General features: G+C 57.9%; 25 protein-coding genes. 12 read left to right on the top strand and 13 right to left on the bottom strand.

All coding sequences use genetic code 11. The features are described 5' to 3' along the window. Positions 1–115: 115 nt before the first annotated feature. Positions 116–1,276: a pyridoxal phosphate-dependent aminotransferase gene (locus ACUTQ5_RS00275; RefSeq protein ID WP_445649613.1), complete on the top strand. Its 1,161-nt coding sequence runs from the start codon at positions 116–118 to the stop codon at positions 1,274–1,276. Then, the gene (locus ACUTQ5_RS00270; RefSeq protein WP_445649612.1) at positions 1,264–2,037 is read left to right on the top strand and encodes an amidohydrolase; all 774 of its coding nucleotides are present in this window, start codon (positions 1,264–1,266) and stop codon (positions 2,035–2,037) included. The genes ACUTQ5_RS00275 and ACUTQ5_RS00270 overlap by 13 nt, the downstream gene beginning before the upstream one ends. 33 nt (positions 2,038–2,070) lie before the next feature. On the opposite strand, the gene ACUTQ5_RS00265 is transcribed toward ACUTQ5_RS00270, so the two are convergent. The 10 genes from ACUTQ5_RS00265 to ACUTQ5_RS00220 form a co-directional block, all read right to left on the bottom strand. Then, positions 2,071–3,423: a nucleobase:cation symporter-2 family protein gene (locus ACUTQ5_RS00265; protein ID WP_445649611.1), complete on the bottom strand. Its 1,353-nt coding sequence runs from the start codon at positions 3,421–3,423 to the stop codon at positions 2,071–2,073. A 37-nt stretch (positions 3,424–3,460) separates the two neighbouring features. Next, the gene (gene uraH / locus ACUTQ5_RS00260; protein ID WP_445649610.1) at positions 3,461–3,796 is read right to left on the bottom strand and encodes a hydroxyisourate hydrolase; all 336 of its coding nucleotides are present in this window, start codon (positions 3,794–3,796) and stop codon (positions 3,461–3,463) included. Then, the gene (uraD, locus tag ACUTQ5_RS00255; RefSeq protein WP_445649609.1) at positions 3,789–4,289 is read right to left on the bottom strand and encodes a 2-oxo-4-hydroxy-4-carboxy-5-ureidoimidazoline decarboxylase; all 501 of its coding nucleotides are present in this window, start codon (positions 4,287–4,289) and stop codon (positions 3,789–3,791) included. The genes uraH and uraD overlap by 8 nt, the downstream gene beginning before the upstream one ends. Further along, positions 4,289–5,545: an allantoate amidohydrolase gene (gene hpxK, locus ACUTQ5_RS00250; RefSeq protein WP_445650233.1), complete on the bottom strand. Its 1,257-nt coding sequence runs from the start codon at positions 5,543–5,545 to the stop codon at positions 4,289–4,291. The genes uraD and hpxK overlap by 1 nt, the downstream gene beginning before the upstream one ends. Next, a complete protein-coding gene (locus tag ACUTQ5_RS00245; protein ID WP_445649608.1) occupies positions 5,545–6,786 on the bottom strand; it encodes a pyridoxal-phosphate-dependent aminotransferase family protein in 1,242 nt (413 codons plus the stop codon). The genes hpxK and ACUTQ5_RS00245 overlap by 1 nt, the downstream gene beginning before the upstream one ends. A 43-nt stretch (positions 6,787–6,829) precedes the next feature. Next, the gene (locus ACUTQ5_RS00240) at positions 6,830–7,573 is read right to left on the bottom strand and encodes an amino acid ABC transporter ATP-binding protein (RefSeq protein ID WP_261093905.1); all 744 of its coding nucleotides are present in this window, start codon (positions 7,571–7,573) and stop codon (positions 6,830–6,832) included. After that, positions 7,554–8,210 (bottom strand): amino acid ABC transporter permease, encoded by a 657-nt coding sequence (locus ACUTQ5_RS00235; protein ID WP_445649607.1) that lies wholly within the window; start codon positions 8,208–8,210, stop codon positions 7,554–7,556. The genes ACUTQ5_RS00240 and ACUTQ5_RS00235 overlap by 20 nt, the downstream gene beginning before the upstream one ends. Beyond that, positions 8,210–8,875, bottom strand: coding sequence for an amino acid ABC transporter permease (locus ACUTQ5_RS00230; protein ID WP_445649606.1), 666 nt, complete (start codon positions 8,873–8,875; stop codon positions 8,210–8,212). The genes ACUTQ5_RS00235 and ACUTQ5_RS00230 overlap by 1 nt, the downstream gene beginning before the upstream one ends. Before the next feature lie 12 nt (positions 8,876–8,887). Continuing rightward, the gene (locus ACUTQ5_RS00225) at positions 8,888–9,679 is read right to left on the bottom strand and encodes a transporter substrate-binding domain-containing protein (RefSeq protein ID WP_445649605.1); all 792 of its coding nucleotides are present in this window, start codon (positions 9,677–9,679) and stop codon (positions 8,888–8,890) included. A gap of 218 nt (positions 9,680–9,897) precedes the next feature. Beyond that, positions 9,898–10,737 carry a MurR/RpiR family transcriptional regulator gene (locus ACUTQ5_RS00220; RefSeq protein WP_445649604.1) on the bottom strand — a complete coding sequence of 280 codons (840 nt, stop codon included), beginning with the start codon at positions 10,735–10,737 and terminating at the stop codon, positions 9,898–9,900. 270 nt (positions 10,738–11,007) lie between these two features. Between ACUTQ5_RS00220 and ACUTQ5_RS00215 the strand changes: the two genes are divergently transcribed. From ACUTQ5_RS00215 to ACUTQ5_RS00195, 5 genes are read left to right on the top strand one after another with little or no spacing between them, the layout of a single operon-like run. Next, positions 11,008–12,594: a gamma-glutamyltransferase family protein gene (locus ACUTQ5_RS00215; protein ID WP_445649603.1), complete on the top strand. Its 1,587-nt coding sequence runs from the start codon at positions 11,008–11,010 to the stop codon at positions 12,592–12,594. A 25-nt stretch (positions 12,595–12,619) separates the two neighbouring features. Then, a complete protein-coding gene (gene hpxX, locus ACUTQ5_RS00210) occupies positions 12,620–12,811 on the top strand; it encodes an oxalurate catabolism protein HpxX (RefSeq protein WP_174355396.1) in 192 nt (63 codons plus the stop codon). Further along, a complete protein-coding gene (locus tag ACUTQ5_RS00205; protein ID WP_445649602.1) occupies positions 12,808–14,208 on the top strand; it encodes an AtzE family amidohydrolase in 1,401 nt (466 codons plus the stop codon). Before hpxX ends, ACUTQ5_RS00205 begins: the two co-directional genes overlap by 4 nt. A 3-nt stretch (positions 14,209–14,211) precedes the next feature. After that, entirely contained in the window at positions 14,212–14,598 is a 387-nt protein-coding gene (gene hpxZ, locus ACUTQ5_RS00200; RefSeq protein WP_445649601.1) for an oxalurate catabolism protein HpxZ, read from the top strand. A 48-nt stretch (positions 14,599–14,646) separates the two neighbouring features. Beyond that, entirely contained in the window at positions 14,647–14,772 is a 126-nt protein-coding gene (locus ACUTQ5_RS00195) for an addiction module toxin RelE (RefSeq protein WP_445649600.1), read from the top strand. Positions 14,773–14,781: 9 nt separating this feature from the next. Here the strand turns inward: ACUTQ5_RS00195 and ACUTQ5_RS00190 are convergent, their stop codons facing one another. Continuing rightward, complete coding sequence (locus ACUTQ5_RS00190) at positions 14,782–15,666, bottom strand: siderophore-interacting protein (protein ID WP_445649599.1); 885 nt, start codon at positions 15,664–15,666, stop codon at positions 14,782–14,784. A gap of 5 nt (positions 15,667–15,671) precedes the next feature. Next, positions 15,672–16,895 carry an MFS transporter gene (locus ACUTQ5_RS00185; RefSeq protein ID WP_445649598.1) on the bottom strand — a complete coding sequence of 408 codons (1,224 nt, stop codon included), beginning with the start codon at positions 16,893–16,895 and terminating at the stop codon, positions 15,672–15,674. Between the two features lie 137 nt (positions 16,896–17,032). Between ACUTQ5_RS00185 and ACUTQ5_RS00180 the strand changes: the two genes are divergently transcribed. The 5 genes from ACUTQ5_RS00180 to ACUTQ5_RS00160 all read left to right on the top strand — a co-directional run bounded on the left by ACUTQ5_RS00180 (position 17,033) and on the right by ACUTQ5_RS00160 (position 25,194). Further along, positions 17,033–18,778 carry an IucA/IucC family protein gene (locus ACUTQ5_RS00180; RefSeq protein WP_445649597.1) on the top strand — a complete coding sequence of 582 codons (1,746 nt, stop codon included), beginning with the start codon at positions 17,033–17,035 and terminating at the stop codon, positions 18,776–18,778. Continuing rightward, positions 18,775–19,725: a GNAT family N-acetyltransferase gene (locus ACUTQ5_RS00175; RefSeq protein ID WP_445649596.1), complete on the top strand. Its 951-nt coding sequence runs from the start codon at positions 18,775–18,777 to the stop codon at positions 19,723–19,725. Before ACUTQ5_RS00180 ends, ACUTQ5_RS00175 begins: the two co-directional genes overlap by 4 nt. Beyond that, complete coding sequence (gene iucC, locus ACUTQ5_RS00170) at positions 19,722–21,470, top strand: aerobactin synthase IucC (RefSeq protein WP_445649595.1); 1,749 nt, start codon at positions 19,722–19,724, stop codon at positions 21,468–21,470. Before ACUTQ5_RS00175 ends, iucC begins: the two co-directional genes overlap by 4 nt. Next, positions 21,467–22,795, top strand: a complete 1,329-nt coding sequence (locus ACUTQ5_RS00165) for a lysine N(6)-hydroxylase/L-ornithine N(5)-oxygenase family protein (RefSeq protein ID WP_445649594.1) — start codon at positions 21,467–21,469, stop codon at positions 22,793–22,795. Before iucC ends, ACUTQ5_RS00165 begins: the two co-directional genes overlap by 4 nt. Positions 22,796–22,956: 161 nt before the next feature. After that, positions 22,957–25,194, top strand: a complete 2,238-nt coding sequence (locus ACUTQ5_RS00160) for a TonB-dependent siderophore receptor (protein ID WP_445650232.1) — start codon at positions 22,957–22,959, stop codon at positions 25,192–25,194. A gap of 63 nt (positions 25,195–25,257) precedes the next feature. Here ACUTQ5_RS00160 and puuE read toward each other — a convergent pair whose 3' ends face one another. Continuing rightward, the gene (gene puuE / locus ACUTQ5_RS00155; protein WP_445649593.1) at positions 25,258–26,196 is read right to left on the bottom strand and encodes an allantoinase PuuE; all 939 of its coding nucleotides are present in this window, start codon (positions 26,194–26,196) and stop codon (positions 25,258–25,260) included. Position 26,197 lies beyond the last annotated feature (1 nt).

Genomic DNA, 26,197 nt, shown 5'->3' with positions numbered 1-26,197 from the left:
GATTTGATTAAGGGTAAGACTTTTTCTTCATTTAGCCATCTAAGCGTCTTGATTGCCAAATACTAACATCGTGTTATATTGACGGCAACATAAGCGCCAGGAGTATTAGCCTACGATGAGCACTTCAGCACTGATTCCCGAAAGTAAACTACCCGCGCTGGGCACCACTATTTTCACCCAGATGAGTGCGCTGGCGGCACAGCATCAGGCAATCAACCTGTCGCAGGGCTTCCCCGATTTCGATGGCCCAGACTACCTGAAAGAACGTCTGGCCTGGCATGTCAGCCAGGGTGCGAACCAATATGCACCGATGACCGGCGTTGCCCCACTGCGCGAAGCCATCGCCGAGAAAACCGCTGCTCTGTACGGCTGGCTACCGGACGCCACTAACGAAGTTACCATCACGGCAGGTGCCACCGAGGCACTGTTCGCCGCCATTAGCGCGCTGGTGCGCTCGGGTGATGAAGTTGTCTGCTTTGATCCCAGCTACGATAGCTATGCACCGGCGGTGACCTTATCCGGCGGCACGCTAAAACGCATTGCGTTGCAGCCCCCGGCGTTCAACGTCGACTGGCAACAGTTTGCTCAAGTGCTGTCACCACGCACCCGGCTGGTGATCCTCAACACACCGCACAATCCTTCTGCTACTGCCTGGCAAGCGGAAGATATGCAGCAGCTGTGGCACGCCATTAGCGATCGCGAAATCTACGTTCTGAGTGATGAAGTATACGAACACATCTGTTTCGCCAGGGGCGGCCACACCAGCGTATTGGCCCACCCGCAACTGCGCCAACGCGCTATTGCGGTGTCCTCTTTTGGCAAGACCTTCCACATGACCGGCTGGAAAGTGGGTTACTGTGTAGCACCGGCAGCGCTGAGCGCGGAAGTTCGCAAGGTGCATCAGTACCTGACCTTCTCGGTCAACACCCCGGCCCAGTTGGCGCTGGCGGATATGCTGCGCAGCGAGCCGGAACACTGGCAGCAGCTATCGGCATTTTATCGTGCCAAGCGCGACCGTTTTGTGCAGGCGCTGTCCAGCAGTCGACTGGAAATTTTGCCCTGCGAGGGGACATACTTCTTACTGGCAGATTACAGCGCCGTCTCCGATTTGGACGACGTGGCGTTCTGTCATTGGTTAACCGAGCACGTAGGCGTGGCGGCGATCCCGCTGTCGGTCTTCTGTGCCGATCCTTTCCCTCATAAATTGATCCGGCTGTGCTTCGCTAAACAGGATGCCACGCTGGATGCAGCTGCGGAGCGGTTATGTCGACTTTAAAAATTACCCTGTTGCAGCAACCCCTGGTTTGGCGTGATGGCGAAGCCAACCTGCGGCATTTTGATGAGCTGTTGGCGCCCTTAAGCGGCCGCGATTTGATTGTACTGCCGGAGATGTTTACCACCGGTTTTGCCATGGATGCCGGGGAAAGCGCACTACCGGAGCAACAGGTCGTCGACTGGCTGCACGGTTGGGCGAGCAAAAGTAACGCTCTGGTCGGCGGCAGCGTGGCACTGAAAACCACCGAAGGCGCGGTTAACCGTTTCCTGCTGGTGGAGCCGAACGGCCGGGTGCATGCCTATGACAAGCGCCACCTGTTCCGCATGGCCGGCGAGCACCTGCACTATCAGGCAGGCAAAAAACGTGAAATTTTCGAATGGCGTGGCTGGCGTATTCTACCGCAAATCTGTTACGACCTGCGCTTTCCGGTGTGGTCACGCTATCAGCAGGATTACGATCTGGCGCTGTACGTCGCCAACTGGCCGGCCCCGCGCAGTAAACACTGGCAAACGCTATTGGCGGCACGCGCTATCGAGAATCAGGTGTATGTGGCCGGTTGTAACCGCGTCGGCGAAGACGGTAACGGCCTGAACTACAGCGGCGACAGCCTGATCCTCAGTCCGCAGGGGGAAACACTGGCCCAGCTCGAACCCGGTGCCGCCGCGCGGCTGGACGCCGAACTGTCGCTGGAAAACCTGCAAAGCTACCGCAGCGCCTTCCCGGCCTGGCGTGATGCCGACAGTTTCCTGCGCCACGATTGATATTCTCGGGCGCGGTTCTCTGCGCCCGTCATTTCAGGAAACCTCCTCTCCCGCCGTATTGTCTTGTGTAACATCAATAGGGTTAAACAGCAGGTTCAGCAACAACGCCACCAAACAAGAAGCGCTGATACCGGAATGCAATAAAGTACGTACCCAGCCTGGGAACTGATCATAAAAACTCGGCATCACTATCGGGATCATGCCAAAGGCAATTGCCGTCGCTACCACCACCAGATTCATATTGTCCTTATAATCCACTTTCGCCAGAGTACGTATGCCACTGGCCGCCACCGAGCCGAACAACACCACACCGGCACCACCCAGTACCGGCAACGGAATACAGGCTACCAGCCGCCCCAGCACCGGCAGAACCCCCAGCAGCACCAAAATTCCCCCACCGGCACTGACCACAAAACGACTCTTCACGCCGGTGATCGCCACCAGCCCGATATTTTGGGCAAACGAGCTTTGCGGGAACGAGTTGAATACCGGTGACAACGCGCTCGACAGCATATCGGCACGCAAACCGTTGGCGATACGGCGTGCGTTCACCGGTGAACCGACAATCTCGCCGACCGCCATCAGTCCAGCGGTAGTTTCCGTCAGCAACACCAGCACTATTAATAGCATGGAGATAATCGCACTCAGTTCGAAGGTCGGCCAACCATAGGCAAATGGCTCGGGGAAGGCCAACCATGGCCCGTTGCCGACGGCGGCAAAGCTCACGTTACCTACCAGAACCGCCGCCACGCAGCCAATCACCATCGCCAGCAATACCGACAGTCGTTTCAGCGCCAGAGAACCCACTTTATTGAGTAACAAAATCACCACCAGCGTGAATGCTGCCAGGCCAATATTCCCGGTCGATCCCCAGTCTGCCGCCTTGGCGTTGCCACCCATGGCCCAACGCACCGCCACCGGCATCAGCGACAGCCCGATCACCGTTACTACGGTGCCGGTCACCACTGGCGGAAAGAAACGGATAATTTGCGAAAAGAATGGCGCGATCAACAGCCCGACCAGCGAAGCAGCAATCACCGCGCCGAACACCGCCGGTAGCCCGCCATCACCGGTGGCAATCGTCACCATGGTCGCAACCCCGGCAAAGGAAACGCCTTGTACCAGCGGCAGTCGCGAACCGAAGCCGGGTATACCAAGGGTTTGCAGCAACGTCGCCAGCCCACTGACAAACAGTGCTGCCGTCACCAACATGCCAATCTGCGGCGCACTTAACCCTGCGGCCGAACCGATGATCAACGGCGGCGCGATAATCCCACCGTACATGGTCAGAATATGCTGTAAACCGTAGGCGAAGGTCTTTGCCAGCGGCAATTTTTCATCTTCCGGGCAGCACGAAACCGCCCCCTTATCCTGAGACAGAGCCATAAGTACCTCGTCAATGCGGGTTAACCGCTAAGGGCGTTTAACTGCCCCGGTAGGTCGAATAGGAATACGGGCTGATGAGCAGCGGTAAATGGTAATGCTGCGCCGCATCCTGGATGACGAAATCGATAATTGCCGTGGCATACAGCGTTTCACGCCGATCGGCGGTAAAGTAAGCGCCGAGATCGGCAGACAGACGGTAATGCCCAGCGGTCAGACTGTCAGAAGTTAGATCACGCGCGCGGCCGTCAGCATCGGTCAGGCTTTCCGTCAGGGTTCGCCACTGCCCGTCCTGTTGATGTTCCAGCCACACCCGTACACCCGCAGCGGGTTTACCAAGTGAGGTGTCCAGAATATGGGTACTGATATTACTCATCGCTCAGTAACTCCTTAAAACGCAGCATGGTGATTTCACGCAGTTGTTCGGCTGTTTCCTGCTGTTCCTGTTCCACACTGTTGCTCAATCGCCTTTGCAACTCGCGCAGAATGCTCTGGCCGTCACGACCGGCGGCACGGATCAAAAACACCTGACCAAATTGCTGTTCATAACGTCGATTGCCGACCCGCAGCGCTTCGGTCAGCTCTGCATCCTGCGCGTTGACCGCCGCTTGTTCACGCTGCGAAAACTGCGCCTCTTGCCCCTGGCCTTTGGCACGTTCGCCGATACGCGGATGCTGCGCCAGTGCCTGGCTGACCTCTTCCTGCTGCCAGCACAATGCCGCTTGCCAGGCCACCGCCAGCGCGGCGTCGATGCTGCTGAAGGGCCGCGCCACCACCACCGCCGCAATCCAGGACGCAATATCTACGCAGGGCCGCAGTAAGCGTTCAGCTTCCGCCTCCGGTAACTGATTAAATCGCTGCAGACTCATCAGCCATCCTCCCAACTACCAACCGTATGGCAGTAAGCCTGGATCGCCAACGCCACATCGGACTGGCTGACGGCTTCGGCCGGGTGGTGGCTAATGCCGCGATCGCAGCGGACAAACAGCATCCCCACCGGCCAACAGGCCGCTACGGCAATAGCATCGTGCCCGGCCCCGCTCGGCAGCGCCATACTGCGCCCCTGAACCGCCATCACGCTCTGCTGCCAGCGTTGTTGCAAATTTGCATCACAAGCCGTTGCATTTATGCGGTAAAACTCTTCACTGTCAAAACGCAGCCCCCGACGGGTACAGATCGCCTGCGCCTGTTCCAGCAACTGCGTCAGCAACGCAGCCAGCGGGCCATCTTCCGGCCCACGCACGTCCAGTGACAACCTGACCTCACCGGGGATCACATTCACCGCTCCCGGCAGGCTTTCAATCCGGCCGACGGTAGCCACCAGGTGCCGATCGGCGGCCGAGGTGATCGTCTCTACCGCCACCATCCATTCCGCTGCCGCCGCCAATGCGTCTTTGCGTTGCCCCATCGGCACGGTACCGGCATGCCCAGCCTGGCCCGTAAAGGTACAGTTAAGCCGACGGGCACCATTGATCGCCGTCACCACGCCCAAAGCCAGATCGGCGGCCTCCAGGCACGGCCCCTGTTCAATATGCAATTCCAGATAGCCACAAATATCACCGGGTGCTCGCCGCGCCTCACCGACGGCTGCCGGATCCAGCCCAAACTCACGTAACGCCTGTGCTACGCTGATGCCGTCGGCATCGGTGCGTTGCAGCCAGTCGGCCGGCCATCGGCCGGTAATACCCCGGCTGCCGAGCAGAGCGATACTAAAACGTGTGCCCTCTTCATCGGCAAAGCCAATCACCTCCACCGCCACCGGCAAACGTCGCTGCTGTCGATGCAAATGCGCGACCACTTCCAGCGCGGTTAACACGCCGAGCATACCGTCATAGCACCCGGCGTTACGTACCGTATCCAGATGCGAACCGAGCAGCAGTGCAGGGGCATTGGGCGTTTGGCCTTCATAGCGGCCACAGAGGTTGCCGACGCTGTCCTGCCAAACCTCCATGCCGATAGTGCGCATCCAGTCACCGACCAACTGGTTGGCTCGCTGATGCTCCGGCGACAGGTAGACCCGCGTCAACTGGCCCGGCGTGGCGCTGATCGCCGCCAGCGCATCGCAGCGGGCCATCACCCGTGCCGCGGCCTGCTCCGCCTCCAGGGCGGTTAATAGCGCGGCCATCAACGGCTGCCGTCGTCGTAGGTATTCCATGCCGCCTGCAGCGCTTCGCCCTGTTTACTGGCGAAACCCAGCCGGTTCAGCACCGCTTCCAGTGCAGTCAGAGTCTGCAGCACGCAGTCTTTACGTGCGTTATAGCCCATGGTGCCAATGCGCCAGATTTTTCCCTGCAGCGGGCCGAACGAGGTGCCGATCTCAATGGCGAAGTCGTTCAGCATCATCTGGCGTACCTGCTCGCCATGAACCTGCTGCGGGATCACTACGCCAAGCACGTTATTCATTCGGTTATCAAGGCTGCCGAAGACTTCCAGCCCCATGCCCTGAATGCCAGCCAGCATGGCCGCGCCGTGCAGCTTATGACGGGCGATGGTGTTATCCAGCCCTTCTTCCAGGATCACCCTGGCGCACTCGCGCGCGGCAAACAGCATGCTGGTGGCTTCGGTATGGTGGTTCAGGCGCTCCGGGCCCCAGTAATCCATGATCATGCCGAGATCGAAGTAGTTGGAGTAGATCATCTCGTCCTCGCCATCAGCGTGATCGAGGGTGCGTATGCCCTGCTCCACGCATTTACGGCGGCGAACAATCTCTTCAAACTGCGGGCTGAGCGTGACCGGCGAACTGCCCGATGGGCCGCCCAGGCATTTCTGCAGACCGGCGGAGACCGCATCCAGTCCCCAGGCGTCGGTTTCCAGCGGGTTACCGCCAAAGGAGGCAGTGGCATCGGTGTAAAACAGCACGCCGTGGCGGCGACAGATATCCCCCAATTGCTCCAGCGGCTGCAACATGGTGGTAGAGGTGTCGCCTTGCACCGTCAACAGCAGGCGCGGACGCACCTTCTTGATCGCGTCTTCAATCTGGTCGGCACTGAATACTTCGCCCCAGGGCACCTCAATGCTGTGTACTTCGGCGCGACAGCGGCGAGCGATCTCACACAACAGATGGCCAAAACGACCGAATACCGGCACCAGCACCTTGTCACCAGGACGAATGGCGGAGACCAGCATGGCTTCTATACCGGAGCGAGAAGTGCCGTCCACCAACATCGTCCAGCGGTTTTTGGTGCGGAACAATGCGCGATACAGCTCCATCACCTGATTCATGTAACCGGTCATCGCCGGATCGTACTGACCAATCAACTGGCTCGACATGGCGCGCAGTACGCGCGGATCCGCGTTGATCGGCCCCGGCCCCATCAACAGGCGGGCAGGTGGATTAATCTGATCGAATTGGGTGATATCTAACATGTTAATTCCTTACCAGCTTAATAACTTAATAGATTTGATGGCATCAGTTCTCAGACAGACCACGGACCGACGCAATAAACTGTTTTAATTCCTGCGTTTGCGGATTGGCGAACAGCGTGCGGCTATCGCCCTGCTCCCATACCTTGCCCTGGTGCATAAACACCACCCGGTCACCGACCTCGCGGGCAAAGTTCATTTCATGGGTCACCAGGATCAGCGTCATGCCCTCTTTGGCCAACTGTTCCAGCACTTTCAGCACTTCGCCCACCAGTTCAGGATCCAACGCCGAGGTAATTTCGTCACACAGCAACACTTTCGGGTTCATCGCCAGCGCCCGGGCTATCGCCACCCGCTGCTGCTGGCCGCCGGAAAGGTTGGCCGGTGAATAATGCATCCGTTCGCCCAGCCCGACCTTGTTCAACATTTCTTCCGCCAGCTCGCGGCATTCGGCAGGGCTTTTCTTCAGCACCCGACGCGGCGCCAGCATCACGTTCTCCAGCGCGGTCATGTGCGGGAATAAATTGAAGTTCTGGAACACCATGCCAATAGAGCGGCTGATTTCACGCGCCTGCGAATCGCGATCGGTCACCGTCATACCGCCCAATTTGATACTGCCTTCCTGATAACCTTCCAACCCGTTGATGCAGCGTAACAAGGTGCTTTTGCCGGAGCCGCTGCGGCCAATGATTGAAATCACCTGGCCCATGTCGATATCCAGATCCACGCCCTTCAGTACATGGTTCTGACCGTAATATTTTTGAACCTGATTAATTGTGATGAGCGGCATGGAATTTCTTCTCCAGATAATGACTGTAGCGCGACAGCGGATAACACATCAGGAAATAGCCCAGCGCGACCAGACCAAAAACTTTAAAGGGTTGATAAGTGACGTTGTTCAGCATAGTGCCGGCCTTGGTCAGTTCGACAAAACCGATGATCGACGCCAATGCGGTCCCCTTGATCACCTGAACCGAAAAGCCGACGGTAGGTGCAATGGCGATACGCACGGCCTGTGGCACAATCACTCGCATCAACGTCTGGCCAAAACTCAGCCCCAGACAGCACGACGCTTCCCACTGGCCTTTCGGCAAGGCAGCGATGCTGCCGGACCAGATATCCACCAGAAAAGCGCTGGTGAATAACGTCAGTGCCAACGCGGCCGCGGTCCAGGGGCTAACATCAATGCCGAACAGCGCCAGCCCAAAAAAAGCCAGGAACAACTGCATCAGCAGCGGCGTGCCCTGAAACAGCTCGGAATAACCGCGAACAAAGCGCAGCGCCCACTTACGTTTACTCAGGCGTAGCAACAACAGCGGCAGTGTCACCAAGGTGCCACCCAAAAACGCCGTCAGCGACAGCAGCAAAGTCCAGCGCGCCGCCAGCAGCAGGTTGCGCACAATGTCCCAGTCGGTAAAAGTCAACATCAGCTCTGGCTCCCTAGAAAACGACGTCCGGCGGCCAGCAGCAGCTGGCGCATCAATATCGACAACAGCAGGTAAAACAGCGCCGTCACCAGATACACCTCAAAACTGAGGAAGGTGCGGGACTGGATCAGGTTGGCGGCAAAGGTCAACTCTTCAAACGACACCTGCGACACCACCGATGACCCCAGCATGACGATAATGCACTGGCTGACCAACGCCGGGTAAATCCGCTGCAGCGACGGTGGCAGCACAATGCGCAAAAAAATCTGGCTGCGGCCCAGGCCCAGCACCCTGCCGGCCTCCCACTGGCCTTTCGGCGTCACCTGAATACCGGCACGGATAATTTCGGTACTGTAAGCTCCCAGGTTAATCACCATCGCCAGCAGCGCCGCCTGCCCGGCGGTCAGTTTCCAGCCTAGACTCGGCAGGCCGAAGACGATGAAGAACAGTTGCACCACGAACGGCGTATTGCGTACCACCTCAACGTAAATACCCCAAATGCGACTGGCCAGGTTAGCCTTACCGCTGCGGATCGCCGCACCACAAATCCCCAGCGCCACCCCGATCAACGTGGCCATAGCCGTCAGCTCAATGGTGGTCAATAAACCGACCAGCAACTCAGGCAGGTAAGGCCACAGGGCGGAAAAGTTCAGCTGATAGGTCATCAGACGCCCCCGTTATGCGCCGAAATTGGCAGGCAACGGCGCTTTGAGCCATTTCTCGGACAGGCCATTAAGGGTGTTATCCTTCAATGCCTGTTCAATCAGTTGATCCACTTTCGCTTTCAGCGCCGGCTCCCCCAGACGCAGTCCGACGAAGCAGGGTGAATCTTTCAGCATAAATTTGGCCACCGGTGCCTTGGTCGGGTTCTGCCGCGCGATGGCGCTCACCACCAGATTGCCGGTAGCGATGTACTGCACCTGACCGGACAGATAAGCCGACAGCGTGGTGTTGTTGTCTTCATAGCGCTTAATCTGCGTGCCTTTTGGCGCGGTGTCGCTCAGCACCATGTCTTCCACCGCACCGCGCGTCACGCCGATGGTTTTACCGTCCAACTGCGCGGCGTCTGCCAGCACCGACGCTTTCGGGCCAAAGACGCCCAGGAAGAACGGCGCATAGGTGCGGCTGAAGGCGATCGCCTTCTCGCGTTCCGCGTTTTTGCCCAGGCTGGAAATCACCAGATCAACCTTGTTGGTCTGCAGATAAGGTACGCGGTTGGCACTGGTGACCGGCACCAGCTGCAACTTAAGTTTCATCTTGTCGGCCAGATACTGCGCCATATCGATGTCATAACCCTGTGGTTGCAGATCGGTGCCCACGGAGCCGAACGGCGGGAAGTCCTGGGGCACTGCGACCCGCAACACACCACGCTGCTGGATTTCCTGCAGTTGATCCGCCATCGCCGAAGCAGTCTGAGCCATCAACAGCACTGCACCTAAAGCCACTACGCCGATTTTCTTGAAGTTCATAGACTATCCCCGATGGTGAAATGATGAAACAAAAGATTCTTTGATCACCACTCTGCAACTAATGTGCCAAAAAAAAGCGTAGGGAACGATCGGCTTTAGTGGCGGTAAGTTAGGGGATTAAGCTGGGAATTCCCCTGCCAACGTGATGACAGGGTGAAGGAATAAAGCGGGCAAATTGCGCACCATAAAAGTGCGAAAGCACCAAAACGGCGCTGGGTTCAGCGCTGATCCAGCTCATCCAGACCCGTATACAGATCTGCGATTTGGTGAATTCGTTGCCGCCCTTGCGCCAGCGTCTCGTGCAGAAGCGCATTGCTGAGCAGATTGGCCAGACTCATGGCGGCGGAATAGCTGTCAAAAGCGGAAACGCTGTCGAGCGGTGCCGCCAGATGCCAGTTCGCCAGCGGGATTAGCGCCTGTGCCTGGGGTTCACACACCAGCAGTGTCGGTACCTGCTGAACCTGCAACTGCGTCAATAACGCCCGTATCTGGCGCGGTCGGCGGCGAAACGCCACTACTATCACGACATCTCGCGGGGCCAAATCTACCAGCTCTTCCGCCAGTGTCTGACCCGGTTGCGGCACCAGTAACACCTGCTCACGCACCTGCATTAGTTGTTGGCGCAGGTGCATCGCCACCGGATAGCTGTTGCGAAACCCCATCAACACCACGCGCCGCGCCTGCACCAAAGCAGCAATCACTGCGTTGAACTGGCCGGCATCAATATGGTTCACCCACTGGGTAAGGTTAGCCATTTCCTGCTTGTAGTGGCGCGCCAGCAGAGTATTGCCCTGCACCGCGTCACGGTTATCGGTCAGCGGCATACCGCTCTGGCGCAGAGTGCGCAATTCGTCACGCATAGCGCGATAGCTCGGGTAGCCCAGGCGTTTGAACAAGCGACTAACGGTGGCTTTGGATACCCCACTCAACCGCGCCAGTTCAGCACTGTTGTAGCTGATCAGGTCATCGAAATGATCGAAAATAAAATCGGCCACCCGCTGTTCCTGCGGCGTAAGCTGCGGATATTCCCCGCGCAGGCGTTCATCAATCTGCTGCATTGCTACTCCTGCTTTCCCCAATAGATTTCAGAGTGCAGCCAGGCGGCAACCGAACGAATCCCCAGAAGCTTAGCCCTCTAAGCGACTGGGGTGAGCGAGGGAAGCCAACGCCGATGCAGTGTGAAATATGACGGGGATGTAACGTTCGTTTCAGCGGAACATAACACGGCCAATCCACCCGCTGGCAAGCGATTATTGCCCTGGCAGAAAATATGGAACGTCTCTTGCTTGTGTTTGAGGCAGACGCTGACCTCAAACAAGGGCCAAAAAATGATTAACAGCAACACCGCGCCATTGGGCATGGCCGTCACGCCGCACCACCTCGCCAGCGAAAGCGCGCTGGCGATCCTGCGCAAAGGCGGCAACGCGATTGAAGCCATGGTCGCCGCCGCAGCTACCATCGCCGTGGTCTACCCACACATGAACGGCCTGGGTGGCGATGGGTTCTGGCTGATCGTGCCGCCGCAGGGTGATCCGGTGGCCATCGACGCCAGCGGCGCAGCCGGATCCTTGGCCACGCTGGATTTTTACGCTGGTGAAACTCACATTCCCCATCGGGGGCCAAAAGCCGCGCTGACCGTCGCCGGTACCGTCGGCGGCTGGCAAGAAGCACTGGATTACTCCGCTGAACTGGGCGGTGAACAGTTGCCGTTGCCGCGCCTGCTGGCAGATGCGATCCGTTATGCCGCAGACGGCATTCCGGTCACGGCCTCACAGGAGGCGGCTACCCGCAGTAAATATCATGAGCTGGCAGAGCGGGAGCATTTTGCCCGCACTTACCTGCCGCACGGTAATATTCCTCACGCCGGACAACGTTTCTGCCAGCCACAGTTGGCGGAGACTCTGATTACCCTGGCCGAACAGGGATTGGACAGCTTCTATCGCGGCCGATTGGCAGAAGGCATGGCGGCAGATATGGCCAGGCTGGGCATGCCACTTACTGCGCAGGATTTGGCGGATTATCGGCCACGCCGCCGTACACCGCTGCGGCTGGAGCATCAGAAAGGTGAGATTTTTAACCTGACGCCACCGACTCAGGGTCTGGTGTCGTTGGCGATCCTCGGGCTGACCGACCGTCTGCCGCTTGCCGGCCGCAGCGAAGGCGCGGTGGTACATGGCATCGTCGAGGCCACCAAACTGGCTTTCGGCCTGCGTGACCAATTCATCACCGATCCGCGTCAGATGACTCAGGATCCACAGGCGTTATTGACGGCCGAACATCTGGATACGCTGGCCAGGCGCATCGAGCCTGAACAGGCCGCCGCCTGGGGGAAAGGCAAAGGGCCGGGCGATACCGTGTGGATGGGGGTGATGGACAGCAGCGGTCTGGCGGTGTCCTTTATTCAAAGCATTTATCACGAATTCGGCAGCGGCGTAGTACTGCCGCAAAGTGGCGTGCTGTGGCAAAACCGTGGCGCGTCCTTCAGTCTGGATGCCGCGCACCTGCTGGCATTGGCACCGGGTAAACAACCTTTCCATACTTTGAACCCGGCAGCGGCACGTCTGTATGACGGGCGTACCCTGGTGTACGGCTCGATGGGCGGTGACGGCCAGCCGCAAACCCAGGCAGCGGTGTTTGTCCGCCATGTGGTGCAGGGGTTGCCGCTGCAACAGGCGATCAGCGCGCCGCGCTGGCTGCTCGGCCGCACCTGGGGTGAAAGCTCCGACTCATTAAAACTGGAGGGGCGTTTTAGCGAAGAAACCCTGGCCTACCTGCGTCAACGCGGCCATGAGGTGGAACTATTACCGGATTTCAGCGAGGCGGTCGGCCACGCCGGCGCCATTGTTCGCCATACTAACGGCATGCTCGAAGGCGCTTTTGATCCACGCAGCAACGGCAGCGCCGCCGGCTTCTAGCCGCTCTTTCAATAAGGGGATCCCCATGAACCACCCACCTGCCACCGACTGGGCGGCTTATATCAGCCAGATGGAGAACATACTGGCCCTGGAATTGAATGACGCACGCCGTCAGGAACTGCTGATCCAATTCAACCGCATCGCCGCAATGGCAGAGCCGCTGATGGCGCTGCCGCTCGATCAGCGCCTGGAAACCGCCGGAGTGTATCGAGCATGAATCCGATAAGCGCATTGTCGATCGCCGAGATCCGCGCGGCCCTGAAGCAGGGCGCGATTTCCGCCCGAGAGATCACCCAGCAAACGCTGGACAATATCGACACCCAAAATCCTTCGCTGAACGCCTATACCTACGTCACCCGCGAACGTATGCTGACGGAGGCCGATCATCTCGATCGCGCCCGTGCTAAAGGGCAAACATTGCCCAGCCTGGCGGCCATACCTTATGCGGTGAAGAATCTGTTCGATGTCACCGGGGAAACCACCCTGGCCGGTGCCAGCCTGTTTTGCGATAACCCGTCCGCCAAACAGGACGCCTGGGTAGTCAACAAGCTGGCGGCACAGGGCGCGCTGCTCTCCGGCATGCTGAATATGGATGCCTATGCCTACGGTTTCACCACCGAAAACAGCCACTACGGTGTAACGCGTAACCCACACGACACCACGCGTATTGCCGGGGGTTCCTCTGGTGGTTCAGCGGCTGCGGTCGCCGCCGGGTTGGTCACCTTTTCACTCGGCAGCGATACCAACGGCTCAATACGCGTGCCCTCTTCACTGTGCGGTATCTTCGGGCTGAAGCCGACCTTTGGCCGCCTGTCGCGCAGCGGCAGTCAGCCGTTTGTCGCCAGCCTGGATCATGTCGGCCCCTTCGCCCGGCGGGTGCGCGATCTGGCCGCGGTGTATGACGTAATGCAAGGCACCGATATCGAAGATCGCTTCCAGGCGGAAAAACCGATCACCCAAACCGAATCGCTGCTGCCGCGTGGCCAACAAGGACTGCGTTGCGCGGTGCTGACCGGCTATTTCCAGCAATGGTGCAATGAAGACGCCAAAGCGGCTGTACAACAGCTCGCTCAGGCGCTGGAAGCCAGCGCCGAAGTCGAACTGCCACAGGCTGAACTGGCGCGTTCGGCGGCGTTTATTCTCACTGCCGCCGAGGGAGGTAACCAGTACCTGCCGCAGTTGCGCAACCAACCTGAGCGCTTTGAACCGCTGTCGCGCGAGCGGCTGCTTGCCGGCGCCATGCTGCCCGCCGCCTGGTACCTGCAGGCACAACGTTTCCGCACTCATTTCCAGCAACAGGTATTGCCGCTGTTTGAACACTGGGACATTCTGATCGCCCCGGCCACGCCGTCCGGCGCGACGGTCATTGGTCAGGAAACCATGCGTATTAACGGCACTGACCTGCCGATCCGCGCCAGCATGGGCATGCTGACACAGCCGATCTCTTTTCTCGGCCTGCCGGTAGTGACGGTGCCGCTGAAAACCGCGGCGGGGCTACCGATCGGCCTGCAGCTTATCGCACCGCCATGGCGTGAAGATCTGGCGCTGCGAGCCGCCTATGCGCTGGAGCAACGCGGCGTAACGGTCTGTGTTTTACCGGGGAAACAGGATTAACTGATGAAGAGTGAATATATCGATCGGCCGGCAGTACTGGCAGAGATGAAAGCCGCCTTTTATCGTTACGAACAGGCGTTGACTGGCAATGATATTGAAGTTTTGGATGAACTGTTTTGGCACGACGGGCGAACCGTCCGTTATGGTGCGACGGAGAATTTGTACGGTATCGATCAAATCCGCGACTTCCGCCAACAGCGGCCATCAAAAGGGCTGGATCGCCTGCTGGAAAACACTGTCATCACCACCTACGGTGACGATATGGCCGTTGCCAGCACCGAATTCCGCCGCCCCGACAGCGACAGTGTCGGGCGTCAGATGCAAACCTGGGTTAAATTGCCCTGCGGCTGGCGCATCGTCGCCGCGCATGTGAGTTTGATGGCGGAATAATTGCGACTGAACAAAAATTGGACAACCCGAGGCCGTCCGCTAGCAGAGATGGATACGGAATTTAAAGAATGGCCGATTGATTTTGGCAACAGTGGTTATATCGCGCTGTATCATTTTGATGGCCACGCCGCAGTACTGCTGGCGGTGCGCCACCAAAGTGAAGTCGGTTATTGAGGGATTAACTCAACACCAATAGGCCATAAAGTTAACGGTAGAACGGTCTAAATCGCGTTCGCCAATCAGATAGCGGCGCAACGCCTTCACCGCTGAAGATTCTGCCGCGACCCAGGCGTAGAAGCTTTTCGCCCCTTCGGCCCGTTCCCACAGCAGGTCGCTACCCAGGCTGTTTTCAGTCAGCGACTGTGACTGCGTACGCGCCGACTCTGGAATATTCACCCGCTGGCGCACCGATTCCACCAGCAAGGTGCCGTGCATCTGCTGATGCCCCACGTCACGTGGTAACCAATACACCTCGGCAAACGGGAAGCGGTCCATATTCAGGCAGTCGCCCGCAACCGGCACTTCAAAGAACGCCTGCACCCGTGGCGGGTTGGCCTGCAGCGCCAGCTGTTCCAAAATACCCACTGCCGCCGGCACCGCAGTTTCATCGGCGATCAGCAGTGCCTGTTGCAAGGCGCTCGGCGGTGCCCATTCATAACCGCCGCTGTCGCCGTCAAAATCGGCATTGGGCGCAACCGCCTGCAGGGTATCACCCGGTTTGGCCTCGGTCGCCCAGGCGGAAGCCGGGCCGTTGACGCCATGCAACACAAACTCGACGTCCATCTGATGGAGTTCAGTGCGCAACGCCCGCAGCGTGTAAGTACGCATCACCGGGCGCTGTTCTTTCGGTATCGCCATATAATGACGATACCAGTCGTCGCTGTTTTCCAGACAGGAAGGCTGACCATTCTCGGCCGGGAACAACAGTTTGATGCGCTGATCCGGGGCCTCCAGCTTCATGCGGTGGACGTCCGGTCCTTCGAAAACGCAGCGCAGCAAGGAAGGCGATACGTTTTCTTTTACTTTCAGTGTGATATCAAAAACTCTGTAGCTTGATACGCCGGACATAGCTGTTACTCTCCCGCAGAATTTACCCTGACACGGTGCTGGCACCACAGCCAGCCGCTGATACCGCCCAACAGCACCGCCATCGTCAGAGCCGCCGCAATCAGCTGCGACTCACCATAAAACCTGGCCACCACCGGCACCATCAGCGCGCTCAGACCGTAACCCAGCGTGTGGCTGGTGGCAATGACTCCAGACCCTTTGCCGGTGGACAATTTATCGTTCAGCAACAGCTGGTAGCCCGGTGTCGCCATAGCCGCGCCAAAGGAGGCCAACGCACAACCGGCATAGAACAACGCCAGTGGCTCAGCGCACATCAGGCTCAGCCCGACCACCATCAATACCGCGGCAAGCAGCAGCAGTTGTGACGCGCTAAAGCGCTGTGGGCGCACCACCAGAAACTGTGCCAATAAGGTACAACCCGCCGCTACGCTCAACAGCACCGCCACATGATGGCTGACGTTGGTAGCAGAGTGGCTGAATAAACGGCTCAAATGTGGTGCCAACCCGAGTTGCATCAGGCTGACCGATGCCGCCAACAAGACCGCGCACAGCAAATAAGGCACCATATTGAGACGCAGCCGGTTTTGCTGATGGGCCACCGGTGGCAAAGGTGGATCGTTATGCTGGCGGCATATCACCAGCAAGGCGATTAATGGCGCAAACGCCATCAGCCAAAGCGGCGCCATCGGATGAATCGACAACGCCAACGCGGCGCACAAGGGGCCAAGCAGTCGCCCACAGCTCAGCCCGGAGCTGATGGTGGCCAGCGCCGACATACGCTGTTCGTAACCGGCCCGCTGCAGGGCCCAGGTCTGACTGGCAGGCACCATGCCGGACACCGTCAAGCCATAGATAATTCGTGCCACGATCAGGGCGCCCAATCCCGCCATCGGCGCAAGCCAGCCTGCCGCCAGCCCCCAAACCGCCAGTGCCAGCAAGGCAAAACTGAACAAATACCCTGCTAACGCCATGGTGACTACAAACTTGCAGCCGCGAATTTCGGACTGCTTGCCCCACCAAGGCGAGCCGACCAGAAACAGCATCGAGCCGAGCGTTAATAGCCCGGCCCAGACGGAAAGCGACAGATGAGTCATGCTGACCAACACCGGCAATGCCACCAGCAGGCCGTTTTGCCCAATGCCCAACAACCCGGCGCAAAGCGCCAGCGGCCAGTTGGAAGGAGACGTATTCCCAATTTTCGGTGATTTAGGGGGAGAAGAAATATGCATCAAACGTAAATTTACCGTTAATAAAATTATAAGGTTATGTTCAATTCATTGAAAAATTGTATCATAGGACGATTGATAATAATAAATATTATTGATATAAGAATCATTCTCAATTGATTCAACAGTGAAATGGGATCATGACAATCCAGTTTGAAACCGCGACGACCGACGTGGCTACACAATGTTTTCTCAACGCATTGATGCGTGAAACCCAGGACTGGCAAATCGTTCCGGCGGCCAGCCACCAACAGTATCCGCAACTGCACATTCCACTTTCGCCTTCTCAGGCTATTCGCATCGCTTTACGCCATACTTCCCCCACTCAGCATCACCAGTATGTGTTCCCCGCTTATTTGTATCAGCAGGATGACGGTGCCGGGGTTGCGCTAAGCGTGGAACAGCTGGTGACCTTGCTGCTGGAAAAACCGGCGGTGAAAGGCGAACTGTCGGATGAAGTGGTAGCCCGCTTCCGTCAGCGAGTGCTGGAAAGTCATGACAACACCCAGCAGGCGATCAATATTCGTCTGGATTGGCCCGCGCTGCGCGATAAGCCGCTGAACTTCGCCCAGGCGGAACAGGGTCTGTTGGTGGGGCACGCCTTCCACCCGGCACCGAAGTCTCATGAGCCATTCAACCATCAGCAGGCGCACCGCTATCTGCCGGATTTTGCCGCCAGCTTCCCGCTGCGTTGGTTTGCGGTCGATAAACGCCAACTGTGCGGTGATAGCCTGAATCTGACGCTGCAGCAGCGCCTGCAACGTTTTGCCGCCGAAAGTGCCCCGCAGCTGTTGGCACACTTTAGCGATAATGTCTGGCTGCTACCGATGCATCCCTGGCAGGCCGACCATTTACTGACGCAGGGCTGGTGCCAGGATCTGGTGACCCAGGGACTGCTGCAGGATCTGGGTGAAGCCGGCGAACGCTGGCTGCCTACCAGTTCTTCGCGCTCGCTGTACAGCGCCAGTAACCGTGACATGATCAAATTCTCCCTTAGCGTGCGCCTGACCAACTCGGTGCGCACCCTGTCGGTAAAAGAAGTGAAGCGTGGGATCCGCCTGGCACGTCTGGCGCAAACTCCACGCTGGCAACAGTTACAGGCGCGCTATCCGACCTTCCGCGTAATGCAGGAAGACGGCTGGGCCGGTCTTCGCTCGGCAGACGGCACCATCCAGGAAGAAAGCCTGATGGCGCTGCGCGATAACCTGCTGTTCGAGCAGCCGCAAAGCCAGACCAACGTGTTGGTGACGCTGACCCAGGCCGCGCCGGATGGCGGCGACAGTCTGCTGGCTGCCGCGGTGCGCCGTTTGGCCAGCCGCTTGAATCTACCGTTGCAACAAGCCGCCCACACCTGGCTGGATGCCTACTGCCAACAGGTGTTGCTGCCGCTGTTCAGTACCGAAGCCGATTACGGGCTGGTGCTGCTGGCTCACCAGCAAAACATTCTGGTAGAGATGCAGCAGGACCTGCCGATCGGCATGCTGTATCGCGACTGTCAGGGCAGTGGTTTTACCCGTGACGCCGGCCCCTGGCTGGAAGAAATTGGCGAAGCCGATGCGGAAAACCGCTTCAGCGAGCAACAGTTGCTGCGCTACTTCCCTTACTACCTGCTGGTGAACTCCAGCCTGGCGGTCACCGCCGCACTGGCCGCGGCCGGTTTCGACAGCGAAGAGGCATTGATGGCCCGGGTACGCGACGCACTGAGCGGCCTGCGCGCCAACGCCAAAAATACCCTGTGCCTGGACTACGTGCTCGACAGCAGCCACTGGAATTGCAAAGGCAACTTCTTCTGTTACCTGCACGACCATAACGAAAACACCATCGTTGATCCGGCGGTGATTTATTTCGATTTCATTAACCCGCTGCGCCAGGGGGCCACCCAATGATGCCGCACGCCAAACTGATGCATGCCGCCAGCGGTTTCCGCTGTGAACGGCTGGAACGGGAGTTGCAGCTTGGCCTGGGCCTGGACGGCAGCGCCGTATTGCACTATCCGGGCCCGTTGCCACAGGGCTGGCTGGTTCAAGCGTTAGACCAGTTACTGGTGGCCGCACCGCAGCTCAGCGGTGTCACCTTACCTTACGCGCAATGGCGTGAAGAACCGCAGGCGCAGGCACTGTTCGCGTTGGTCAGCGGTGACTATCTGCCACGCGAAACCTTTTATCAGTTACCGTTGTGGCTGATGGCTGAACGCAACCGCGCCTCCGGCCAGATGCAATATGACGCGGAACGCAGCCTGTGGTACCCACAACGCCCGGCACGTCCCAACGGTGAGGTATATCGCCGTTACGATCCGCAGTTGAAGAAAACCCTCAGTTTCCGCCTGCCGGAAGTGGAACACGACGCCGAACAGTTCACCCTCTGGATGAATTCACCGCGCGTTGACGCCTTCTGGGAAATGAGCGGCCCGCTCGAAACCCAGGCCGCCTATCTGCAGCGCCAACTGGACTCTAGCTATTGCTACCCGTTGCTGGGTTGCTTTGACGATCGCCCGTTCGGCTATTTCGAAGTTTATTGGGCGCCGGAGGATCGCATTGGTCGCCACTATCGCTGGCAACCCTTCGATCGTGGGCTGCACATGCTGGTGGGTGAAGAAGACTGCCGCGGTGCGCAGTACATCCGCAGTTGGCTACGCGGCCTGACGCATTATCTGTATCTGGATGAACCACGCACCACTAGGGTGGTCGCCGAGCCGCGTGCCGACAACCAACGCCTGTTCCGTCACCTGCCTGCCGCCGGTTATCACACCCTTAAAGAGTTTGATTTCCCACATAAGCGTTCGCGTTTGATCGTCAATCAGCGTGCCGAATTCTTCCAGGAGACCTGCGTATGATGACCCCGGATTACGCCGACTGGCAGCGCGTTAACCGCCAGATGATCGCCAAGATCCTCGCCGAGCTGGAATACGAGCACGCGCTGCAGGCCGAACATCACGACGGCCAATGGCACATTACGCTGGGCGACGCCCACTACAACTTCGACGCCGAACGCGGTATCTGGGGCTGGCTGCATATCGACCCGACTACGCTGGCCTGCGATCAATTGCCGTTAGCCGCCGACCAAACGCTGCGCCAACTGGCACAGGTGTTGAAGATGGACGATGCGCAGGTTGCAGAACATCTGGAAGACCTGTACGCCACGCTGCGCGGCGATATGCAGTTGCTGTCTGCCCGCCACGGTATGAGTGCGCAGGATCTAATCGCGCTGGACGCCGATGCGCTGCAATGCCTGCTGGCCGGACATCCCAAGTTTATCTTCAACAAAGGTCGTCGCGGTTGGGGCCTGACCGCGCTGCAGCAGTATGCGCCGGAATACCAGGGCCAGTTTCGCCTGCACTGGGTGGCGGCCAAGCGTGGCAGCTTCGTCTGGTGTGCTGATGAAGAATATCCGCTGACCCAGTTGCTTGATAGCGCCATGGACAGCGCCGAACGCCAGCGCTTCGATCGCCGCTGGCGCGAGCTGAAACTGACTCATGACTGGATCCCGGTGCCCCTGCATCCGTGGCAGTGGCAGCAAAAGATCGCGCTGCACTTCCTGCCGCAGTTGGCCGAAGGTGAACTGGTGGAGTTGGGGGAATTTGGTGACAACTATTTGGCGCAGCAATCGTTGCGTACCCTGACCAACATCAGCCGCCGCTCCGCCTTCGACATCAAGCTACCGCTGACCATTTACAACACCTCGTGCTATCGGGGCATTCCTGGCAAGTACATCAGCGCCGGGCCGGCCGCTTCCCGCTGGCTGCAGCAGATCTTTAGCGAAGACAGCACGCTGCGTGCCAGCGGCGCCGAGATCCTGGGTGAACCGGCGGCGGGTTATATGGCCCACCCAACCTACGCATCCCTGAGCAAAGCACCCTATCGCTATCAGGAAATGCTCGGCGTGATCTGGCGTGAGAATCCGTCCTGCTATCTGCAGGAAGGCGAACAGGCCATTTTAATGGCGACGCTGATGGAAACCGACAACCATGGCCAGCCGCTGATCGCCGCCTATATTGATCGCTCCGGCCTGAGCGCTGAAGCCTGGCTGCAACAGATGTTCAGTGTGGTGGTGTTGCCGATGTATCACCTGATGTGCCGCTACGGCGTGGCGCTGATTGCCCACGGACAGAACATCACGCTGGTGATGAAAGACCACGTGCCGCAACACGTGTTGCTTAAAGACTTCCAGGGAGATATGCGCCTGGTGGATAAGGACTTCCCCGAAGCGGCGTCGCTGCCAACAGTGGTGAAGGACGTCACCGTGCGTCTGTCCGCCGACTATCTGATCCATGACTTGCAAACCGGCCATTTCGTCACCGTGCTGCGCTTTATTTCGCCGCTGATGCAAGCCTGCGGAGTCAGTGAAACCCGTTTCTATCAACTGCTGGCAAAGGTGTTGGAAGGCTATATGGCTCAACATCCGGACATGGCAGAACGCTTTGCTCTGTTTGATCTGTTTAAACCACAAATCATTCGCGTGGTGCTCAACCCGGTGAAACTCACCTATTCGGAGCAGGATGGCGGCAGCCGCATGTTGCCAAACTATCTGCAGGATCTGGATAACCCTCTTTACCTGGTCACCAAGGAGTTTGCCCAATGAATCAGCCCCTGGATTTCATCGGCATTGGCGTAGGTCCGTTCAACCTCAGTATTGCCGCACTCGGCAGCGAAATTGCCGGTTTTAACGTGAAGTTTCTCGAGCGCAAACCGCACTTTTCCTGGCACCCCGGCATGATGGTGCCGGATTGCCATATGCAGACCAGTTTCCTCAAGGATCTGGTCAGCGCGGTATCGCCGACCAATCCCTACAGCTTTATTAACTATCTGGTGAAGCGGAAGAAATTTTACCGTTTCCTGACCACCGAGCTGCGCACGGTGTCGCGCGAAGAGTTTGCCGACTACCTCGACTGGGCGGCCAATGGCCTGAAGTCGATCGAGTTCAGTCAGGACATTCAAAGCGTAGATTTTGACGACCAACAGCGGCAATTTGTCGTCACCACCCAGCGCACCACCTACCGGGCACGCCACGTCTGTCTGGGTATCGGCAAACGCATCAAGCTGCCGGACTGCGTGACCGAACAAAACGACCGCTGCTTCCATGCCAGCGAGATGACGTTGCGCAATCCGGATCTGACCGGCAAGCGCGTCACCATCGTCGGCGGCGGCCAGAGCGGTGCCGATCTGTTCCTGAACATCTTCCGCGCCGAGTGGGGCCAGCCGGCGCAGTTGAACTGGATCTCGCGTCGCAATAACTATAACGCCCTGGATGAAGCCGCCTTCGCCAACGAGTATTTCACTCCGGACTACGTTGACAGCTTCTATGGCCTGAATGACAGCGCCAAGCAACGCATGCTGACCGAGCAGAAGATGACCTCTGACGGCATCACCAGCGACTCGCTGTTAGCGATTTACCGGGCGATGTATCACCAATTTGAAGTGCTGCGCGAAAAACCCTGGGCGCACCTGTTACCCAGCCGCTCGCTCGCGGCCATCCAGGCCGCAGGCAATGGCTGGCAGCTAGTGACTCACCACCACCTCGATCAGGGCAAAGAAACCTTCGATACCGATGTGGTGATCTTCGCTACCGGCTATCAGCAGGATCGCCCAGCGTTCCTTGAACCGCTGGCGGACCGCCTGTTAACCACCGCCGATGACCAGTATCGCGTGGCCCCCGACTTCACCCTGGAGTGGGAAGGCCCCAAGGAAAACTGCCTGTTTGCGGTTAACGCCGGCATGCACAGTCACGGCATCGCCGAACCCCAGCTCAGCCTGATGGCCTGGCGTTCGGCGCGTATTCTCAACCGGGCTTTAGGACGCGACCAGTTCGATTTAACGTCCACCCCGGCGGTGATCCAATGGCGCAGCCAGCAACCGGGCACCCCTGCCCGAGCGACACACGCTATGCTCAATTACACCGAGTTTTAATTCTACCTTATAGCTTTCAAGTTGCAGCCAGGCGACAAACTCACTCATCCCCAGGCGCTTACTTTAGTAAGTAACTGGGGTAAATTAGTGCAGGTAACAACGCTGCCGCTTGAAAGATGACGGGTATACACACCAATGATGGGAAACACTGGAAGATAATGATGAAGCGCAAACACCTCTGGGTATTAAATCCTTGTCTGCTGGCGATGATCGCCCCAGCAGCAGCCTGGGCAGAAGAACAAAAAAGCGAAGAACAAATGGTGGTTTCCGCCAGCCGCGCGCACCGTACCGTAGCAGAAATGGCGCAGACTACCTGGGTGATTGAGAGCCAGGAAATTGAGCAACAGGTACAGGGCGGCAAAGAGATCAAGGACATGCTGGCGCAATTGATCCCAGGTATGGACGTCAGCGGTCAGGGCCGTACCAACTACGGCATGAACCTGCGCGGCCGTTCAATGATGGTGATGATCGACGGCGTGCGTTTGAACTCTTCACGCAGCGACAGCCGCCAGCTGGACTCGATCGACCCGTTTAATATCGACCACATTGAAGTGATCTCCGGTGCCACCTCGCTGTACGGCGGCGGCAGCACCGGCGGGTTGATCAACATCGTCACCAAAAAAGGCCAGAAGGAGCAGCAGGTTGAGCTGCAGATCGGCGGAAAAACCGGCTTTGGCGGCCATAACGACCACGACGAAAACGTAGCGGCGGCCGTCAGTGGCGGTAACGATAATGCCTCGGGCCGCCTGTCGGTCTCTTACCAGCGCTACGGCGGTTGGTACGACGGCAAGGGCAATGAAGTCCTGATCGACAATACCCAGACTGGCCTGCAGTATTCCGATCGCCTCGATGTGATGGGTACCGGCACCATTAATATCGACGATCACCAGCAGCTGCAACTGACCACCCAGTATTACAAAAGCCAGTCCGACGGCGACCACGGCCTGTTCCTGGGGGAGAATTTCTCCGCCGTGACCGGCAGCGCCAAAGCTTATAACAGCGGCAACCTGAATTCGGATCGTATTCCTGGCACTGAACGTCACCTGATTAACCTGCAGTACTCCAACACCGATTTCCTCGGTCAGGATCTGGTGGCACAGGTCTATTATCGCGATGAATCGCTGACCTTCTACCCGTTCCCGACGCTGGCAGGCAAAGCACCGAACTACTACGTCAGCAGCATCGGCGCTTCCCAGCAAAAAACCGACTTTTACGGCGGCAAGCTGACGCTGAACAGCAAACCTATCGATGCCCTGACGCTGACCTACGGCATCGACGCCGAGCATGAAACGTTCAATTCCAACCAGCAGTTCTTCAATCTGGCGAAGGCACAGCAATCCGGCGGTATGACGCTGGAGAATGCCTATAACACCGGTCGCTATCCGGGTTACACCACCAGTAATCTGGCCACGTTCATGCAGGCCAGTTACGATATTAACCCGATATTTACCCTAAGCGGCGGTGTGCGTTATCAGTACACTGAAAACAAGATTGATGACTTTGTCGGTTATAGCCAACAGCAGTCCATCGCCACCGGCGGCGCGACCTCAGCGGACGCCATCCCTGGAGGGAAAACCGACTATAACAATGCCCTGTTCAACGCCGGCCTGCTGGCGCACCTGACCGAACGTCAACAGACCTGGGTCAACTTCTCCCAGGGCTACGAGATCCCGGATCCGGGCAAATATTACGGCAACGGCACTTATTCGCTGAACAACGGCCACTATCAGCTGAACAAAAGCGTCAACGTCGGCGATTCCAAGCTGGAAGGCATTAAGGTTAACTCCTATGAGCTCGGCTGGCGCTATACCGGCGACAACCTGCGCACGCAGATCGCCGGCTACTATTCACTGTCCGATAAGAGTATTTCGATCAACAAAACCGACATGACCATTAACGTCAACTCGGACAAACGCCGTATTTACGGGGTGGAAGGCGCGGTCGATTACTTCTTCGAAGACAGCGACTGGAGCGCGGGCACCAACTTTAACTTCATCCGCTCCGAGACCAAGGTCAACGGCGAATGGAAAAAGCTGGTGGTAGATACCGCCAGCCCATCCAAAGTGACTGCCTATGTCGGCTGGGCGCCGGGCGACTGGAACCTGCGCCTGCAGTCACAGCAGACTTTCGACGTGTCGGATGACGGCGATTACACCAAGGCCAGCTCCACTCAGGGCCGCAAAATTGATGGCTACAACACCATCGATTTCCTCGGCAGCTATGCCCTGCCGGTGGGTAAACTCAGCTTCAGCATAGAGAACCTGCTGGACAAGGAATACACCACCGTCTGGGGCCAGCGTGCACCGATCCTTTATAGCCCAACCTACGGCTCACCAGAGCTTTACAGCTATAAAGGCCGTGGACGCACCTTTGGTCTGAACTACTCCGTACTGTTCTGATCCCTGCCTGGGCGCATTTTCGCGCCCAAACAGAATGAAGAAAGGGCCGAAGTGGCCCTTTCTTCATTTCTTGAACGGGTGCTGCGCAACCCAGTGCTCGGCGATATCCTGCCGCCGACAGACCCAAACCCGATCGTGTTGCTCGATATAATCCAGAAAACGCTGCAATGCGCGAAATTTGCCAGGACGCCCCAGCAAGCGGCAATGCATACCTACTGACAGCATCTTCGGCGACTCTGCCCCTTCGGCGTACAGCACGTCAAAGCTGTCTTTCAGATAAGTAAAGAACTGCTCACCGGTGTTAAAACCCTGCGGCGAGGCAAAGCGCATGTCGTTAGCTTCTAGCGTATAGGGCACGATCAAATGCGGTTTCTTCTCGCCATTGGCGCACTGCACTTCGGTCCAGAACGGCAGATCATCACCATAATAATCGCTGTCGTACAACAGGCCCCCTTGCTCCACCACCAACCTGCGGGTGTTTGGACTGTCGCGGCCGGTATACCAGCCAAGTGGTGCCTTGCCGAACAGATCGCGCAATACGGTGATCGCCTGTTGCATATGCTGCCGTTCGGTCGCTTCATCCATATGTTGATAGTGGATCCAGCGCCAACCGTGACTAACTACGTCGTAATCAGCATTTTTTATCGCTTCAACCACTAACGGATTACGCGCCAGCGCCATCGCCACGCCAAATACCGTCAGAGGCAGACCACGACGCTGAAACTCATGATGAATGCGCCAGAAACCAGCACGTGAACCATATTCGTACAGGGAATCCATCGACATGTGCCGTTCGGGATAGCTGGCAGCACCAATGATATCGGAAAGAAATTGTTCAGAACCGGCGTCTCCGTGCAGCACGTTATTTTCCGCGCCTTCTTCGTAGTTGAGAACAAACTGCACCGCGATTCGTGCCTGACCAGGCCAACCCGCGTGCGGCGGACGGCCACCGTAGCCGATTAAATCTCTGGGATAATCTTTATTGAACTGATACTCATTCATT

Source organism: Serratia sp. NA_112.1 (assembly GCF_052691715.1).
The sequence above is the reverse complement of the archived record's forward strand: the minus strand, read 5'-3'. Positions and strand labels throughout refer to the sequence as shown.